General features: G+C 37.6%; 17 protein-coding genes. 1 reads left to right on the forward strand and 16 read right to left on the reverse strand.

Annotated features, from left to right (window positions below; translation table 11 throughout):
• Together N7603_RS03680 and N7603_RS03685 are read right to left on the reverse strand one after the other, a co-directional pair.
• A complete protein-coding gene (locus N7603_RS03680; protein ID WP_262095996.1) occupies window positions 1–1,122 on the reverse strand; it encodes an acyl-CoA dehydrogenase family protein in 1,122 nt (373 codons plus the stop codon).
• Window positions 1,119–1,535 carry a MaoC family dehydratase gene (locus tag N7603_RS03685; protein ID WP_262095997.1) on the reverse strand — a complete coding sequence of 139 codons (417 nt, stop codon included), beginning with the start codon at window positions 1,533–1,535 and terminating at the stop codon, window positions 1,119–1,121. Before N7603_RS03685 ends, N7603_RS03680 begins: the two co-directional genes overlap by 4 nt.
• 145 nt (window positions 1,536–1,680) lie before the next feature.
• Between N7603_RS03685 and N7603_RS03690 the strand changes: the two genes are divergently transcribed.
• Window positions 1,681–2,289 (forward strand): TetR/AcrR family transcriptional regulator, encoded by a 609-nt coding sequence (locus N7603_RS03690; protein ID WP_262095998.1) that lies wholly within the window; start codon window positions 1,681–1,683, stop codon window positions 2,287–2,289.
• 62 nt (window positions 2,290–2,351) lie between these two features.
• Here the strand turns inward: N7603_RS03690 and N7603_RS03695 are convergent, their stop codons facing one another.
• The 14 genes from N7603_RS03695 to thrS all read right to left on the reverse strand — a co-directional run bounded on the left by N7603_RS03695 (window position 2,352) and on the right by thrS (window position 18,065).
• Entirely contained in the window at window positions 2,352–4,037 is a 1,686-nt protein-coding gene (locus tag N7603_RS03695) for a sensor histidine kinase (RefSeq protein WP_262095999.1), read from the reverse strand.
• Window positions 4,034–4,708, reverse strand: coding sequence for a response regulator transcription factor (locus N7603_RS03700; RefSeq protein ID WP_262096000.1), 675 nt, complete (start codon window positions 4,706–4,708; stop codon window positions 4,034–4,036). Before N7603_RS03700 ends, N7603_RS03695 begins: the two co-directional genes overlap by 4 nt.
• 9 nt (window positions 4,709–4,717) lie before the next feature.
• Window positions 4,718–5,377, reverse strand: coding sequence for a phosphate signaling complex protein PhoU (gene phoU, locus N7603_RS03705; protein WP_262096001.1), 660 nt, complete (start codon window positions 5,375–5,377; stop codon window positions 4,718–4,720).
• Window positions 5,378–5,406: 29 nt separating this feature from the next.
• Window positions 5,407–6,162: a phosphate ABC transporter ATP-binding protein PstB gene (gene pstB / locus N7603_RS03710; protein ID WP_262096002.1), complete on the reverse strand. Its 756-nt coding sequence runs from the start codon at window positions 6,160–6,162 to the stop codon at window positions 5,407–5,409.
• A complete protein-coding gene (pstA, locus tag N7603_RS03715; protein ID WP_262096003.1) occupies window positions 6,155–7,363 on the reverse strand; it encodes a phosphate ABC transporter permease PstA in 1,209 nt (402 codons plus the stop codon). Before pstA ends, pstB begins: the two co-directional genes overlap by 8 nt.
• A complete protein-coding gene (pstC, locus tag N7603_RS03720) occupies window positions 7,353–8,309 on the reverse strand; it encodes a phosphate ABC transporter permease subunit PstC (RefSeq protein ID WP_262096004.1) in 957 nt (318 codons plus the stop codon). Before pstC ends, pstA begins: the two co-directional genes overlap by 11 nt.
• Window positions 8,310–8,356: 47 nt before the next feature.
• The gene (locus tag N7603_RS03725) at window positions 8,357–9,286 is read right to left on the reverse strand and encodes a substrate-binding domain-containing protein (protein ID WP_262096005.1); all 930 of its coding nucleotides are present in this window, start codon (window positions 9,284–9,286) and stop codon (window positions 8,357–8,359) included.
• A gap of 98 nt (window positions 9,287–9,384) precedes the next feature.
• Window positions 9,385–10,128, reverse strand: coding sequence for an alpha/beta hydrolase (locus N7603_RS03730; protein WP_262096006.1), 744 nt, complete (start codon window positions 10,126–10,128; stop codon window positions 9,385–9,387).
• A 1-nt stretch (window position 10,129) separates the two neighbouring features.
• The gene (locus tag N7603_RS03735; RefSeq protein WP_262096007.1) at window positions 10,130–11,128 is read right to left on the reverse strand and encodes a P-loop NTPase; all 999 of its coding nucleotides are present in this window, start codon (window positions 11,126–11,128) and stop codon (window positions 10,130–10,132) included.
• Window positions 11,129–11,211: 83 nt separating this feature from the next.
• The gene (locus N7603_RS03740) at window positions 11,212–12,249 is read right to left on the reverse strand and encodes an ArsR/SmtB family transcription factor (protein ID WP_262096008.1); all 1,038 of its coding nucleotides are present in this window, start codon (window positions 12,247–12,249) and stop codon (window positions 11,212–11,214) included.
• 24 nt (window positions 12,250–12,273) lie between these two features.
• Window positions 12,274–13,533: an MFS transporter gene (locus N7603_RS03745; RefSeq protein WP_262096009.1), complete on the reverse strand. Its 1,260-nt coding sequence runs from the start codon at window positions 13,531–13,533 to the stop codon at window positions 12,274–12,276.
• Window positions 13,534–13,689: 156 nt separating this feature from the next.
• A complete protein-coding gene (locus tag N7603_RS03750; RefSeq protein WP_262096010.1) occupies window positions 13,690–15,003 on the reverse strand; it encodes an ABC transporter permease in 1,314 nt (437 codons plus the stop codon).
• Window positions 14,990–15,892, reverse strand: a complete 903-nt coding sequence (locus N7603_RS03755) for an ABC transporter ATP-binding protein (protein ID WP_262096011.1) — start codon at window positions 15,890–15,892, stop codon at window positions 14,990–14,992. Before N7603_RS03755 ends, N7603_RS03750 begins: the two co-directional genes overlap by 14 nt.
• A gap of 247 nt (window positions 15,893–16,139) precedes the next feature.
• Complete coding sequence (gene thrS, locus N7603_RS03760; RefSeq protein ID WP_262096012.1) at window positions 16,140–18,065, reverse strand: threonine--tRNA ligase; 1,926 nt, start codon at window positions 18,063–18,065, stop codon at window positions 16,140–16,142.
• Window positions 18,066–18,169: the final 104 nt, after the last annotated feature.

Consider the following 18,169-nt stretch of genomic DNA (forward strand, 5'->3'; position numbering starts at 1 on the left):
TTATCTCAACACCTTTCCGGCAATGACCATGCGTTGAACTTCAGAGGTCCCTTCATAGATTTCCGTAATTTTAGCATCTCTTAAATAACGTTCAATTTCAAAATCACGAATGTAACCATAACCACCCATTAATTGAATAGCTTGATCTGCGACTTCAAAGGCCACACGAGAAGCAAATAATTTTGCCATCGCTGCTTTATCAGAATAGGATTCACCACGTTCTTTAGCTGCCGCTGCTTGGTATAATAATGCTTTAGCTGCTTCAATTTGTGTTTTCATGTCGGCAATTTTAAATTGTGTGTTTTGGAAGGATGCAATCGGTTTATCAAATTGCTTACGTGTTTTAACGTAATCGACAGCCCGTTCAAAGGCGCCTTCTGCAATGCCGACTGCTTGAGCAGCAATCCCGATACGCCCACCATCAAGTGTTGCCATCGCGATTTTGAACCCTTCACCTAGTTTGCCTAGCAATTGGGTTTTAGGGAGTTTAACTTTATCAAATATCAATTCACAAGTCGATGATCCACGAATACCCATCTTACGTTCTTTAGGTCCAACACTGAAACCTTCGGTATCTTTTTCTAAGATGAACGCACTGATACCTTTTAAGCCTAGTTCTGGATTTGTCATTGCGAAGATGATGTATACATCGGCATAACCTGCATTGGTAATAAAAATTTTCGAACCGGTGATTTCATAATAATCGCCTTTATCTATCGCTTTGGATTGTTGTTTAGAAGCGTCAGTCCCAGCACTTGGTTCCGTTAATCCAAATGCACCTAACCACTCCCCACGATTTAATTTAGGTAGATAGTATTGTTTTTGAGCCTCATTACCAAAAGCGTGAATCGGAGAAGCACATAAGGATGTATGGGCAGATAAAATCACACCTGTAGTTGCACAGTATTTGGATAATATTCTCACTGCATCTACATAATCGGTATACGCTGCACCTACACCACCATAAGTCGCTTCATAAGGCAATCCAAGAATGCCTAAATCCGCCATTTGTTTTACAATCTCGATTGGGAAGCGTTCTTCCTCATCGGTCAGTTTCGCCATCGGTTTTACTTCTTTAATAGCGAACTCTTCTAGCATTTTAATTAATAAGTCTCTCTTCATTTTCTTGGCATAACCAGCGCATGACCAACGACAACGGCTTCATTATTTTGATTGTAAGCCACGGTCTTGAATAATACGCGGTTTTTCTCCTCATTGATTTCTTCTGCTTCCACAGTCGCTTTGATGTGGTCATTTAAATATACCGGTTTTATGAACTTCGAATCTTGTTGTAAATAAATGGTACCTAATCCGGGTAGTTCAGTCCCTAAAACGGTTGAAAATAGGGCGTTAATTAAACCGCCATGCGCAATCCTGTTGTGAAAAATGGATTGCTTGGCGAACGATTCGTCTAAGTGGACAGGATTAAAATCTCCTGATACCATCGCGAAGCGTTGTACGTCCTCCTCAGTGATGGTCTTCTCGAAAAAAGCGATATCCCCAACCTTGATGTCTTTAATTGTTTTGCTTGTCATAATATTCCTTTCCTCATTATATATCATCAATAAACGTTCATCTTACCTTTATAATAGACTTCTTATTCATAGATGTCAATAGGTTAAAAAAGATATTACTTGAATTTTTAAAAGAAATCGTTTACACTAATGTTAGGTGATAACTATGGAAAAAATGAACTATCGCTTACCAAAAAGAAAAGATGGACTTAAAACATTCAATAAAATTATAAATAGTGGTAAGAAATTATTTTCGAAACAAGGGTATCAAGCTACCTCAATCAATGAGATTATCGACAAGGCAAAAATCGCAACTGGAACTTTTTACATTTACTTTGATGACAAACTCGCTCTTTATGTTTATCTCTTACATCAGTACCGTTTGAAGATAGGTGAAGCCATCAATGATGCAATAAAGGATGCCCCAACACGCTACGAACAAGAGCGTCTTGGAATCAAGGCATTCTTAAAGTTTGCATGGCAAGAACCGCTTTCCTACCGCATTATTTGGGAATCGATGTTTGTCGACAAAGAGATCTTTAAAGATTATTATCAAAACTTCTCTAAAGCCTATGTAGATAAACTGTCTGTAAGTGTGGCACAAGGTGAAGTTGATGGTCAAATTGACTTAGAAACCTTATCGTATATCTTGATGGGTATTTCAAACTTCGTTGGGTTACAAGTATTATTTAGAGAAACGTTAACCGATATGGATTTAGACAAAATTGTCGACCAAGTTATGTACGTTTTAAAACAAGGGATGTTTACAAATTAAGCATCTCTTTTTTCTTTAAGAAAATTCCATTATAAAAATGAAAAATCTCACTGCAGTGAGATTTATTCCTTATGAAAAACCACTTTGAAGGTTGTACCTTCATTGAGTTCGCTTTCTACTGTAATCGACCCCTTATAAAGGGAAACAACGTGTTTGACGATTGCAAGCCCAAGACCCGTTCCGTTTTGATAGAGGCTTTTAGCCTTATTAACTTGGTAGAAACGTTCAAAAATCCGTTCTTGATGGGCTTTCGGAATACCGATGCCTGAATCCTTAATGACAAATTCAATAGCCTCTTCTGTCTGAGTAAGTATAATCTCAATCGTTCCATTTACTTTATTATACTTTATGGCATTTTCAATGAGATTTTTAAATAACGATTTAAAGTCAGTTTCAATACCTTTAAATAAGACGTTTTGGGTCGAAAGTGAAACTTGAATGGATTTATCTATAATAAGTGGATTTAAATCCTCTAGAACCCCATCCAATACTTTCTTTAAGTTAAATGATATTTGTTCTGTTTTAGGCCTATTTTCTAATCTGGATAGTTCAAGCATGTCTTTGATTAAATTATCCATGATAACAACCTGTCTGATGATTTCTTCAGAGAGTTTTTTCTTTTCCTCAATAGTTGCCATATCATAATACATCAATTCAGCTGAACCTTTAATCGCGGTGAGCGGCGTTCTCAGTTCATGTGAAGCATTCGCGAAAAAGTCGCGTTTATTGTTTTCTAGTCGGATTCGATCGGTATCATCAACCAGTGTAACCAAAACCCCTTGTTTACCTGTGGGTTTCAATAACAGTTTATTGTGTACAGAAGTCACTGTTACGGAAATAAAACGATCATGATATGGTACTGTGAATGTCATGGAAATGGATTCTTCAGTAGCGAGTTTTATCGCTTCATAAACATCCTTATTTCGAACAGACAATAAGAGATCTTTTTCTTTAATATTAAACCAGCGTTTGGCTAAATCATTGTAAAACACAATCGATTGGTCTGAACCAATTAACAAAATCCCTTGATCCATATTTCTAACTAAAATCGACAGTAGCTCTTCTTTTTCGTTTAAATTCTGAATCGTATTCACAATCGATTCATTCACACCATTTATCTCCCTTAGTAGTTCGTTGATTTCATCGTATTGTGTCGCTGGCATCACCCACTGATAATTACCTTCTTTAATGCTTTTAACAGACACCACTATATCGTGGATTGGTCTCATAAATGTATCAGATATCTTTTGATAGCTACTGACTGAAAGACCTAGAATTCCAAGGGATATCAAAATTAAGATCAGAATCGTTTGTGTATTCAAGGCGATTTGCTCATCCATAACGATGGCAACTCGAACGTAGTTCCCATTAACCGCTTCATCTGCAATGTACATTAAGTTGAGATTAAGTGTGTCTGAATACCTGGTAAATGCTTTACCTAATTGTTTGATTTCAGGGTAGATACTTTGATTTCCTGATGTCGACAATTTCATTGAATCGGCGATTGTAATACCGCTAGGTGAAATGATTGAAATTCGCTTGTTTGAATTTTTATATAGGGTTACAAACTCAGTATCACTGACAGTTTTTAAGTTATACGCAATCACAGTATCTTCTAATACCACATCGAGCATGTAAGCAGACTGTCGTCGATTGACATAGTTAGTGAGTGTCAATGAAATACCTAAGTAAAGAACCACTACCAAAGAGGTGACGATTAAATGGTATAAGACAAATGTCTTTTTCATAGTTTCACCAAACGGTATCCAACTGCACGTACAGTTAGGATTTCAATCGTCGATTTTGCCTCTGCTAGTTTTTTACGAATAGACTTGATGTGCATATCAATGGTTCTCGATTCTAAGATTAAATCCGAGCCCCATACGACCTGAAAAATGTGATCACGATTCACTACTTCATCGGGTTTTTCTAACAAGAGTTTTAACAGTTCAAACTCTTTGTATGTAAGATTAATGATGGTACCATCGATTGTGACTTCATGGCGCTGTAAGTCCATTTCGATATTGCCTAAACTCAAGGTTTTATTGTCTTTCAAATGGCGTAGTTTATTTTGAATTCTCGCTAATAACTCTAAAACACCAAAAGGTTTTGTGACATAGTCGTCGGCACCTAAATCTAGCCCAGTTACCTTATCGAGCTCACTGGATAAAGCCGAGAGGATAATGACCGGTATCGATTCTGTTTTTGGGTTACTTCGCAATCGTTTAAGATGGTCTAACCCAGATTCATTAGGTAACATGAGGTCTAATAAAATGAGGTCTGGTAAGGACGCATCAATCGCTTCAAATAGATGCTTACAATCTTGGAACCATTGATATTCAAATTTCGCATTATTGAGGGTTTTTTCAATCACATAAGCAATTGAACGGTCATCCTCAATGAAATAAATTTTAGGCATAGTTCCTCCTTAATATAGTGGGGTATTCTTGTGTGAACCTGTCACTAAGAAAATAACCCATTCGGCGATATTGACCGCATGGTCAGCGACACGTTCTAAATATTTGGATATGAGTATAATGGAGATAACATAAGGCGTGTCATCCACATCGTCTTTGATCCACTCTGCAGAGCGTTCGATCATTTGCTTGTAAAGGTCATCAACCATATCATCTTGAGCAATGATGAGTTTCGCTAGTACAGCATCTTCACTGACCAAAGCTTCAATAGCATTTTGGACCATGTGTTCAGCATGTTTCGCCATCGATAAAACAAGGGTTAAGTCACGAGAAAATTGATGTCCCTCGAGATGTAACGCAATTTCTGAAATATCAGATGCATGGTCACCAATACGTTCGATATCGGTTAAGATTTTGAGAATGGTGGTAACCAATCTTAAATCTTGAGCGATGGGTTGTTCTTTCCAAATAATTCTTAAGGCTTGCTTGGAAATTTCTTCTTCATACATGTCGATTTGGTCGTCCGCTTTAATGATTTCACGTGCTAAATCAAGATCGTTTTTTTCAAAACTTTGAAGGCCTTGTCTGACATTTTTTAACACTTGATCGGCCATTTCAATGACCGATTTTTTTAGTTCATTTAACGCAGTTTGATAGGTTCGTCGGTTCATAATAGGTTCCCTTCTATTTCATTATAGCATTATCCGAAACGACCGGTGATGTAATCTTCGGTGCGTTCATCTCTAGGGTGTGAAAACAGTATTTCAGTGGTCTCGTATTCTACCATTTCGCCAAGTAAGAAAAATGCAGTATAATCTGAAATTCTCGCTGCTTGTTGCATATTGTGCGTAACAATCACGATGGTATATTGATTTTTTAGTTGTAAAATGAGGTCCTCAATTTTCGATGTTGCAATAGGGTCAAGGGCTGAAGTGGGTTCGTCCATCAAAAGCACTTCTGGTTTCATAGCGAGGGCTCTCGCAATACACAATCGTTGTTGTTGTCCTCCTGATAATGCAAGGGCTGAATCCTTCAAGCGGTCTTTCACTTCTTCCCATAACGCAGCTTGTTCTAGGGCCGTTTTAACGATATCATCTAAGGCATGTTTCGATTTAATACCTTGACATCTCGGGCCATAAGCGATGTTATCATAAATACTCATCGGAAATGGATTGGGTTTTTGAAATACCATTCCGACTTTAATTCTTAAACTGATGACATCGGTTTGCTTATCGTATATTGGTAACCCCTGATAGTCAATATGACCATCCACTTTACAGTGATCGATTAAGTCATTCATTCGATTCAACGTTCTTAAAAATGTGGATTTTCCGCATCCGGACGGTCCAATTAGAGCTGTAACTTTCTTATCATAAATGCTGAGTTCAATATTTCTTAAAGCTTGTTTTTCACCATAAAAGAGATTGAGACCAGACACATCAAATACTTTATTCATTTGTGATACCTACCTTCCTTAATAAGCGTTTAGATAAAAACTTAATGGTTAAGTTCATCGATAACACGATGACTAAAATGATGATCGAAATGGTGGTTGAAAGTTCAATGTTCGCAGGTTCATCGGTCATCATCGCGAAGATATGAACCGATAAAGAAGTTGACTTATCAAAAATACTGACTTGGTCTTTAATCGCGGTTCCAACTGCGAACACTAAAGCTGCACTTTCGCCAATGATTCGGCCTATCGCAAGTAAAGTCGCAGTGAGGATGCCTGAAAAAGCACTGGGTAAGACCACTTTAAAGGTCGTTTGAGTTTTGTTGCTACCTAATGCAAGGGCAGCTTGACGGTATTCATCTGGAACGACTTTTAAGGATTCTTCTGTGGTTCTAATTATGACTGGTAGTAAAATGACTGAAAGCGTCAAAGCGCCTGAAATTAAGTTCGGTCCGGTTGCTTTCGTTAATTGAATCGTAATCGGTACGAATAGCGCTAATCCCATGAGTCCATATATGATTGAAGGTACACCGGTTAAGGTTTCTATGAGATTCCTTAATGTTTTAGTTAATCCATTTTTAGGTGCGTATTCATTCAGATAGAGTGCCGCCCCTATCCCAATCGGTAATGCGATTAAAAGCGTCAGTCCAATTAAATAGAGTGTAGTCACAATTGAGCCTCGAATCCCACCACCGGTGGTAGAATACTCAATTTCTCTGAATGTATCTTTAGTATCGAGTATAGAAATCATGTTGAAAGCACCTTGAACAGCTAAGGCAGATGGGGCATCCTCAAAAGCGATACGAACGATTTCATAGTTTTTGCTTAAACTGAGTTCCAAGACAGATACACCTTTATTTCTAAGTTCTTTAAAAGGCGAATCGGGGTGTACATAACTGACCTTTATAACATTGTGTCCCATGAGGTTTTGATCGTCTTTCAGTGCAATTCCCCACTTGGATGAATAAAAGGTATCCTCACCAAACGTTTTATCGATGGTGAAATCACCCGGACTGCTAAAATCTTTTAAATCGGCAATGTAACTCTTCGATTCATAGTTATTGGTGATGAGATCAATATTAATAAGTTTTACACCATTTAGGATAACAAACATGACGATTGATAATAAGACAAAGAGTGAGGTAAACGAGGCCAGATAGGTAATCCCTTGAAGGATTTTGTCAGAATATCTTCTATTTAACATCAACATTACCCACCTTTTTCTTGATGAAGTTTAGGGTAAAGTTCGTAATTAAAATAACGGCCATCAAGACGATACCTACAGAAAATCGGATATCGTAATCTAGACCTGTTGTTTCTTTCATGCCCTCTAACATCATGGTTGTTAGTGTCGATGTGGTATCCAATATATTAAAATGGATCCCACTGCGTCTACCACCAGCAACCAACGATACTGCGGTAGCTTCACCTAAAACTCGTCCAATACCTAGGATAGCTGAGGTGAATATGCCACTTTTTGCTGAGGTTAATACTACTTTAAAATGGGTTTGGGTGACCGAAGCCCCTAAGGCTAAAGACCCATGCTCAATGGCTTTATTCACACTACGAATCGCTACTTCACTGATGGAAGCGATGGTTGGAATGGTCATAATCGCTAGTACAAGTACAGAGGCTAATATCGAGTTTCCGCCTTTTGACTGATAACCCATTAAAGCACTAAAATCATACACCAGTTTCAATATGACACCGGCACCAAATAACCCGTAAATGATGGATGGAATAGAGGCAAGCATTTCAATCACTGTTCGTAATAAATCAGCCAAACGTTTGGGTGCAATTTTCGCAATAAATAAGGCGGTCAAGACCCCGATTGGAAATGATATCACAAGTGATAAGAATGCGATAAATAGGGTTGATATGATTAAAAATCCAACCCCATAAAGATTCGAATTAAACGATTCACCAATCAACCAGGTAGTTCCTTTAATAAACTGCAAAAGATTGACTGAACCTAGCCCGTTATTGTTGGTTACGAAAGGGGTTACCCCTTTAACCATAATGACACCAGCAATAATAAAAATGAAGGATGAAGAGAGGATTGCAAAACCCAAAAGGATGTATTTAATGGTTTTATCCAACCACTGATTGTGTCGTTCTTGAGTTTGTTTGAGTAATACTTTCGATTGCATGGGTGACTCCTTTTCACGAGAAAAGACCCCTTAGGGTCAAATCTATATTATTCTGTAATGAGGGTAGACCACTTGGTTGTTGAACCATCATAGATTGCTTTTAATTGTGCTGCAGTAACATTGGTTACAGGATTATTCTTATGGACAATCGCAACGATGGCATCCCAAGCTAGTTGACCCATATCGGTCACATCAACACCAACTTTTTCTGTGTCTTTGAAGTAGCGTGAAGCGAATCCGACATGCTTGGATACTGGGTCGGTTAATCCAATCGTTTGTGTACGCTTAAATGCATCACCTGATCCGGTGTGGTCGTGTTCAGCAACGAAGTTTCCAGCCTTAGCTGAGAACGCTCTAGTTAAAGCTTGAGCTACTTTTTGGATCGAGTCTGATCCACCAAATCGAAGTGTAACATTGGCGTTATTACGTGCTGTAATTGGGTAATCTGCTTTAATTGAATCCCAAGTGATTGTGGTTGATAACGCGATCGCCCCTTCGTTATTGATGATATCGGCTGCATCGGTAGTGCCTAAGAAAGCAATGAAAGCTTCGACCAATTGTTCGATTTCTGTGGATTCATAATCCCCAGCGTCACGAACCATCCACATGAATGGACGTTTTAATCCATAGGTGTTATTCAATACATTCGCAACCGTCGGAGCGACACCTTCAAAGTTTAAACCCTTGATTGTAGCGTTTAAAGAGGATAAGGATACGTAACCAATCCCGTATTCATCGGTGCCGATTGAGGTGAGAATGCCTGTATTATCCTTAATCACAAACCCGTCAACTAAGACATCATCTGAAGTGGATGCTGTAGCAAATCCAATCCCTTCCATAAACCCTGCGCGGGTACCGGAAGTGGTATCACGGGTATAAACTGTGATGTTCTTGGTTTCATCGAATGATGATGATGGTTGACATGCAGCTAGTGTGAAGGCTAATACCAATGTCATTAATGCAACTATTTTTTTCATAAAGTCTCCTTTTATTAGATTTCACCACCATTTTATAAAAAAAAAGAATGTGAATATATCACACTCTTGTAAGCAGTTTGTAAAGAATTGGTAAAGTCCTATTTGTATTGATTTAACCAGTTAATGATGTCTTCTACCACTAAGGTTTGATCGATATCTAGTAATACATCGTGATAACTATCCGGATAAACAATCATTTCTTTAGGTTGTGGTAGGTGATCATATAGCGCGTGTGCATTGTGTAATGGCACAATCTTATCTGCGCCACCATGCATAACAAGGATTGGACATGGGTATTGTTTTAACCCCTGTCTAACGACTTTATTCGCTTTATGGATAGTTTCATAGAGAAACTTGAAGGATACTGACTTTAATAGGTTTAGGTCTTCGATTTCCGCATTCGTTTTTTCATGACGACTACGAGGGTCAGACCAGTTTAAATAAAGTCGTTTTTTAGGGAATAATAACCCCATCCATTTCACTGCTTTAATGGGATGATACTGATAACCTATGGAAATGACACCATCAATCTCCCGATTGGTCACTGCATATAAATTGGATATCATCGCACCCATCGAATGTCCCATTAAGAATACTTTACGATCTCTTCGGTTTTGATTCAAGATTTCATCGATGTCCATGATTAAATCTTGATAATCTTTTAAAGTCCCTTTAGGTTCTAGCACTCCATGACCTCTCACATCGTATAGAATGACGCTGTATCCAGCCGCATTCAACTGTTTAGCAAGAGGTTCGTATAAAGTGCCATATTCACCCAGTCCATGACTGAATAAAACCAAAGGCGAGCCTTTGGTATGTTCATATAATTGATAAGAAAGCATATTACTCTGTTAATAAATCGATGACTTTTGATGCGAGTAGATCGTAAGCCTGTCCAGCAGGTTCAGCACTCGTGAAAATATAACCATCCACAGGTTGTCCAATTGGCACTTGAGTGAGTAAATCAACACCCAGTTGCTTAGCGACTTTTTCACCGCCACCTTGTCCAAAAATGAACTCACGTTTCTTATTGGCAGGGTTTAAGAAATAACTCATATTTTCAACAACACCAATTACAGAATGACCGATTTGTTGAGCCCCTAAACCGGCTTTTACAGCGACATGCGCCGCATTGACGTGTGGGGTTGTAACGATTAACATCTTAGTATGTTGAGCAAATTTTTGAATATCGAGTGCGACATCCCCTGTTCCAGGTGGCAAATCGATTAAAACGAAGTCTGTGTTATCTCTCCATGCAACCCCACCAAAATAGTGAGAAAGCATTTTGCCTAACATCGGACCGCGCCACATGATGGGTTTATCAGCAGGCATAAAGAATTCTGTAGAAATGACTTCAATGCCTTCGTTTTGTAGTGGAATCATCATATCATCATCGGTACCCGATAATGGTTTGATATCAATTTTTAAGATCTGTGGGATCGATGCGCCATAAATGTCTGCATCAATAATACCCACTGTTTTACCCAAACGGGTTAAGGCTGCTGCGAGGTTCGCAGTCACAGTGGATTTACCCACGCCACCCTTACCTGATGCAATACCTAGATATATGATTTTCTTTTCGCCTTCATTCACAACTTCATTTTGTTCGAAGGTCACTTTGATTCCAGGAAAGCCTAATTCTACTTTAACCAATTTGATTAGGTTAATTTTGAATTTTGTTTCTTCTGGTGTCCCTGGTTTAGAAAAATAGAGTTCTACATCGACAACCCCAGTTGGACCAACCGTTAATTTCTTAATACCGTTCACTTCTTTTAAAGGTTTTTCATAACCTGGGTCGACAAGTTCTTCAATACGTTTTTTTAATTCTTCATACGTAGCCATAATTAACACCTCGACATAGATTATAACATATGGTTAGTCTAGGACACATTGAAAATGCAAAAAAACCACCTTTACAAGGTGGCTTAAACTTCAGATATTGGAAAACCCAAATCGATTTTAAAGTCTTCGATAAGTTGTGTCAAATAGGCATAATCAATAATATAAGAATACTTCTTATTTTGATTTTCTAGCGTTACAATTTTAGCATTGATCAACTCATTTAAATGATAGGAAATCGTTGCTGAGGATACACCTACTTTTGTGGCAATCTCTTTGATAGAGGTGAGTCCACTCGCAATGCATCTGATGACTTCATAACGAGTCTTATCTCCCATATTTTTAAATACAGATACGCGTTCTTGAAGCTTATTCTCATTTGCTAATAACATCTTTTGGAAGGCGTATTCGATACTCAAACCCCAAATCAAGTTGATATAATCAGGTCTTGGGTTGATCATCACACTGTAGGGATAAATCCCTGATACCAACAAACGCATATCACTTAAGTTAAAGATGGAGGCCTTGATTCGATTATAGCTCAAGCGTTCGATGGCTTGAATACCCTCTGTGTTGAGTGTATTCGAGATTGAAACTCCGAGTTTTCTTACTTCCTCTTTCAATGGATTATAGAACACATCAAAGATCGGTTCAATCGTTTCGATTAATTTCGCATACTGTTGGATATACTTAACCGGATTTTCGAGGATTAACATTAAATGCCATTTGTGTTTTAGTTCGATATCTAAAGATTCGATGAGTGTTACTGGATTCGGCATCGATTCTTTTGTCTCTTCAGATATTCTCAATAAAGTATCGTAGATTCTAGATTTCAAACTTTCTTTATCCAACTTGAGGATGTTCTTAAAGTAAAGGTCTTCTTCCCCTTCAACCACCGAGAAGGTCGCGTATAAAATTTGGTTGAAGTCGTGACTCGTGTAATCATCCGCTAGATAGAAAAATGAGATTTCTTCTTTGTTAGGTTCCAATTGTTTAGAAACATCGGATAGAAACTGTATATAGGCATCATCGTAGAGTTCGTCTGGTTCTTTCGACAACAAGATTTTTGGAAATCTGAGTAAATCGAGTAATCTAGATTCTTCTAAGTAAAATGTTGTTTTCATATCGGATATTCCCTTCTTTGTATGTTATTCAGCGATGTTCAAATGGGTGAGTTGCTTTTTATGTAACCTTACAGCGATGATTAAGATAATGCCTGCGATCATCATCACTACGCTCGCATCCATTATATCATACAAGAAGCCGAAAATCATTTGTCCAACTGGAACGAAAATGGTGACAAGAAGTGTTAAAACCGCACTGGTTCTACCCATCATCGATAGTGGTACAACCTTTTGAAAAATGGTTGCGTTGGCGAGGTTTGCAATGGATACGGTCACACCTGTTAAGAAGCTCAAGACGAGAATCATATAAAATGTGTAATTCGAGTTATTGACCCATGTTCTAAAACTTGGAATTAAAACACTAGACAGTACTAAGATAATTAACCCCAATGCCATGAACGAACGATAGAAAACCGTTGAAATTGGATATTTTTTGATTATTCCCACCGCGAACATCGGAGTAATAATCATCGATAATGAAATGGCCATTTGATAAAAGCCAAATTCGAAATTACTGACTTTTAACACCGTTTTTATGATGAAAATTAACCCTACCGAGAATAATGGTGCGATACAGAAGTTGATGATGGTAGCTAGCGATATCATCGAAGATATGGCTTTTTCCTTTTTAATTAATGCGAGGCCTTCTTTGGTATCTTGATAGAACACTTTAAGACTTAACTTTTCATCACTCTTTTGTGTTTTGGGTATCGCTATTGTCATTTCAGAAAAACTCGATAGAAGAAAACACCCTGCATTGATCCATAAAATCCAAAGCATATCGGTATACGTATATAAAAGTGCAGCGATAACCGGTGCTAAAAGTTGCCCGACGTTCAAAACAACCGTTTGGTAAGAGTTTGCTTGTAGTAGCTCTTCTTTTTTTACGATACTAGGTAATACAGCAGACATCGCTGCGTGGAAGAAAATTTCGATGATTTCCAAGGCGATGATAATCACATAGATGGATAAAACCGTTAGTGCTTGACCTTGTGAAATAAAGAACAAACCCGCTAAGAACATCACCAATCCGCTCATGATATCTAATGACACAATCATAGTCTTACGATTGAAGCGGTCAGATACTACACCTGCGAAAGGTGAAAAGAGTAAGCGAGGAATGATTGATATGGATAACATACTCGCGAATAATGCGGCTGAGCCGGTTTGGCTAAGTACATATAAAGATAATGCAAACTGCATGATGTTAGAGCCCAACATCGATATGAGTTTACCAAATATTAAACGTCTAAAATGGACATTTTTGATGAGATTAGGTTTCATGATGAACCTCCTAAGATGATTACATTATAAGACGTTCATCTAATATTGTCAACATATTTTTTTGATATTTATCTATTTTATTGTTATAAAACCTCAGAAGTTTCTTATTTTATTAGACGTTTATCTAATTTAAAATTAAAACCTGCTTCAGCAGGTTTAGATTTCTTTACTTCTCATGAACATCTTCTTGATACGTTTGAGGAATGGAGATTGATCATAACTTAGAATTGAAGCCTTATACACAGGTGTGAGTAAGTAGTAAATACCGATTGTAGAACCCAGTAATAAAACCAGTGTGATGATGACATCAATCAACCCTAATGTACCGCTCATGTAAAGGGTAGGTACGACCATTGGTGAAAATAAAGGTATATATGCAATCACTTTGAGTACGATCGAATCGCCCATATAAATAGAGAAAATCGAGGCATAAAAGCCAATGACCATGGTTAACATGAAAGGGGATTGGAAGGATTGGAAATCTTCCATCGTTGTCGACATCGAAGCGAGTGTCGCCATAAAAATCATGAAGAACAATCCACCTAAAATCATGAACAACAGTGTAATGAATAAAGCAAATGGTAATGCTTGTAATACGGATGAAATAATCTGAGAGTCTGTATCGGTTAACATGCCAATCAATTGAGATATCGACATTTGACTATTGGTTGCGCCAAGAATTTTCGTAGAGATGAATCCGGCGATTATACCATAGGCGAAGATCAATACAGCTTGAACGACTAAGAAGATAAATGAGGCTAGAATCTTTGTCATGAAGTGGGTTTGCGGTGGAACTGTGGACATGACAAATTCAATTGCCTTGGTCGATTTTTCTTCAATGATATCAATTCCGACAAACTGCACACTCATAATGAGCATAATAAAGATTGGAATTGATATGAACATACTAACGACCGATAGAATCAAATCGCGCGTAGTGGTATCTTCATCTTGGGTAAAGACTTCATATTGTAGTGGGGCATTGAAGTCTGAAATGAGTTCAAGTTCTGCTTCGGTTTTACCAACTGCCCAAATTTGAGTCTTTAATACTGTTAAACTTTGAACCAATAACGTCTCATTTAAGGGTTCTAACCCATTTTTATAGAGATTCACATGTAAGACATCTCCTACTGCTGTAAGGTGAATAATCGCTTTAGATGTACCGTATTCTATCTGATTCGAATCAAACTCTGTGATGAGTTCATAGGTGACATTCGCACCAGGAATCATAGCAGTAAAAGTTTCAGTACTCGATTCTAGTATCAAAAGTGTATCCAATCCCTTTTCCGTATCATCAACGACATACACAATTTCTTTAGATGCTTCACCATCGTCAAAGAACGCGACAATGTTTGGAATATTCATAATGACTAAAGTGGCTAAGAAAATGATGATATTCGCGATATAAAATGACTTTGTCCCGATACGACGACGAATACCGTAGGATAAAAGATATCTAAACTTGCTCATAGGTTTCACCTACCTTTTCAATAAAGATTTCAGATAAGGTTGCTTGTTCAACATCAAACTTACGGACATTCATACAAGTCTTAACGTAATTGAATACCGCTTCTGAAACCCCTTCATCTTCGATTTTTACAATCCATTCATTCGGTTGGATGATGACATCTCTTACACCCTGGATTGCACGAAGCATATTTTCTTCAACATCACCAATTAAACGGATGTTATGACGCTTAAAGTCTTTCTTGATGTCACTAATCTTACCTTGCAGAACAGGAATACCTTTTTCTAAAACAATCAACTGTTCACAAAAGGATTCAACATGGTCAATTTGATGGGTTGAGAATATAATCATCGTACCTTGTTTTTGAAAGTCACGAATCACTTCTACAAACTTTTGAGTATTGATTGGGTCTAACCCTGAGAATGGTTCATCTAAAACCAACAGTTTTGGATTGTTAATGATTGAAGTAATGAACTGAATCTTTTGTTGGTTACCTTTTGAAAGTTCTTTGATTTTCTTATCAAGATAAGATTCCATATTGAAGCGTTTGAGCCAATAATTCAAACGTTCTAAAATGGTCTCTTTATCTAAACCTTTTAGTGCCCCATAGTGTAAAACAAGTTCCATCACACTCAGTTTAACCAGCAATGAGCGTTCTTCAATCATGTACCCGATATGATCAACGTCTTCATAACTGATTTTTTTCCCATTGAATAAAATCTGTCCTGCAGTAGGTTCTAATAAACCTAAAATCATTTTAAATATTGTCGTTTTCCCCGCACCATTGGTACCTAAAAGTCCAAAAATCTCACCTGGTTGGATTGAAAAAGATAAATCATTGACAGCGGTTAAAGACCCATAGTTCTTTTTAACGTGGCTGACTTCTAACATACAATCACTCCTTATCTTGAGCCATTCAGATTTCAAAAATTCGCACATTCGTTGTGTCCAAATCGAAAGTCAGAATCGCATCTTCATCTTTATTATACACTTTTTTTCGAATAGGCAATATATTATTATGAATTTTTTTGAATTTATTTGGATTTAATATTAAAGAGAAATAAAATCCCCTTTCTGAAAGTCCTTTTTTGGATGTCCAATTAGGCTTTTAGTAAAGGGGATTGATTAATCTGATGAATTATTTTTTGGAATCGTTATACGCTATAAACCAAGTGATAAATTCATCTAGTGGCATGAAAGTTTGTTCTTCTTTACCATATAGACGGTAAGTAACACCTTTTTGTTCAACTTCTTTATCACCGATCACGAGTTGTAAAGGAATCTTCTTAGTTTGAGCTTCACGAATCTTATAGCCTAGTTTTTCATTTCTTAAATCCACTTCGACTCTAAATCCAAGGGCTTGAAGTTGTCTTTGAACCTCAATGGCATAATCTTGATGGAAATTTAAGTTAACTGGTAATAGTTTTGCTTGAACAGGAGATAACCAAAGTGGGAAGGCACCTTTGTATTCTTCGATTAAGAAGGCAACAAAGCGTTCCATTGTGGAGACAATTCCGCGGTGAATAACCACTGGGATTTGGTCATTTTTACCATCTTCACCCACGTAGGTTAAGTCAAAACGTCTTGGTAATAAGAAGTCAATTTGAATCGTCGATAGGGTTTCATCGTTTCCTAGCGCGGTTTTCACTTGAACGTCTAATTTAGGACCATAGAACGCTGCTTCACCAATGGCTTCATAATAAGGCATATTAAGTTCATCCATAACAGACTTCAGTTCAGCTTGAGCATTTTCCCACATCTCATTATCATCAAAGTATTTTTCTTTGTTTTCTGGGTCGCGGTAGCTTAAACGGAATTTGTAATCGGTAATATTGAAATCCTTATAGACATTGAGTAATAAATCGACAGTACGTTTGAATTCGTCTTTAATTTGGTCAGGTCTAACGAAAATGTGCGCGTCATTTAAGGTCATTTCTCTAACGCGTTGAAGTCCGGATAAAGCACCTGATTTTTCATATCGATGCATCATTCCAAGTTCAGCGATTCTGATCGGGAGTTCTTTATAGGAGTGAACTTCATTCTTATAGACAATCATATGGTGTGGACAGTTCATCGGTCTTAATACCAACATTTCACCATCACCCAAATCCATAGGAGGGAACATGGAGTCTTGGTAATGTGACCAGTGTCCGCTTGTCTTATATAATTCCACATTTGCCATAATTGGGGTATAGACGTGTTCATAGCCTAAGCTGATTTCTTTATCGGTAATGTATCTTTCAATGATACGGCGGATCGTCGCACCATTTTTAAGCCAGAAGCCTAAACCTGATCCTACTTCTTTAGAAATTAGGAATAGATCCAATTCTTTACCAATTTTACGGTGATCACGTTGTTTACGTTCTTCTAACATCTTTAAGTGCGCATCAAGAGCATCTTTTGTGAAGAAAGCAACCCCATAGACACGAGACAACATCTTATTGTCGCTATTACCGCGCCAATAAGCACCTGCTAAGCTGAGTATTTTAAAGTATTTGATTTCTTTTGTATTGGATATATGTCCACCACGACATAAATCGATAAAATCACCTTGTTGATAAACACTGATGACTTCATCTTTCAAACCTTCGATGAGTTCTAGTTTATATGGGTCTTGTTTGAAAATTTGTTTCGCTTCTTCATAAGACACTTGTCGACCTTGAACCGCAAAACCTTGTTTAGCAAGTTCTTGCATCTTTTGTTCAATCGCTGGTAACATTTCATCGGTAAATTTAACATCGCCTAAATCAATATCGTAGTAGAAACCTTCTTCAATAGCTGGTCCAACACCAAAACATGCGTGTGGGTATAAGCTTCTTACTGCTTGTGCGAGTAAGTGTGCTGCAGAGTGATTCAAAATCGCGAATGCTTCAGGGTCATTCGCTGATAGCAATTTAAAAGAACCGTCTTTAACCATCGGTTTATCTAATTCAATAGCAGCTCCATCATATAAAGCAGCAATCGACTTTTTGGCAAGTGACATGGAAATCGATTGCGCAACTTGTAGTGGGGTTGACCCAACTGCGACTTCTAAATGCTTTCCATCTGGTAAAAATAATTTCATAGTTGTTTCCTCCTTAAAATAAAAAAGTCCCTAACATAAGTTAAGGACGAATCATCGTGGTACCACCTTAGTTCTAGATTACTCTAGCACTCAAAACCTTAACG

The sequence above is a fragment of the Paracholeplasma vituli genome (assembly GCF_025446935.1).
In the GTDB taxonomy this organism is placed as follows: Bacteria; Bacillota_I; Bacilli_A; order Acholeplasmatales; family UBA5453; genus Paracholeplasma; species Paracholeplasma vituli.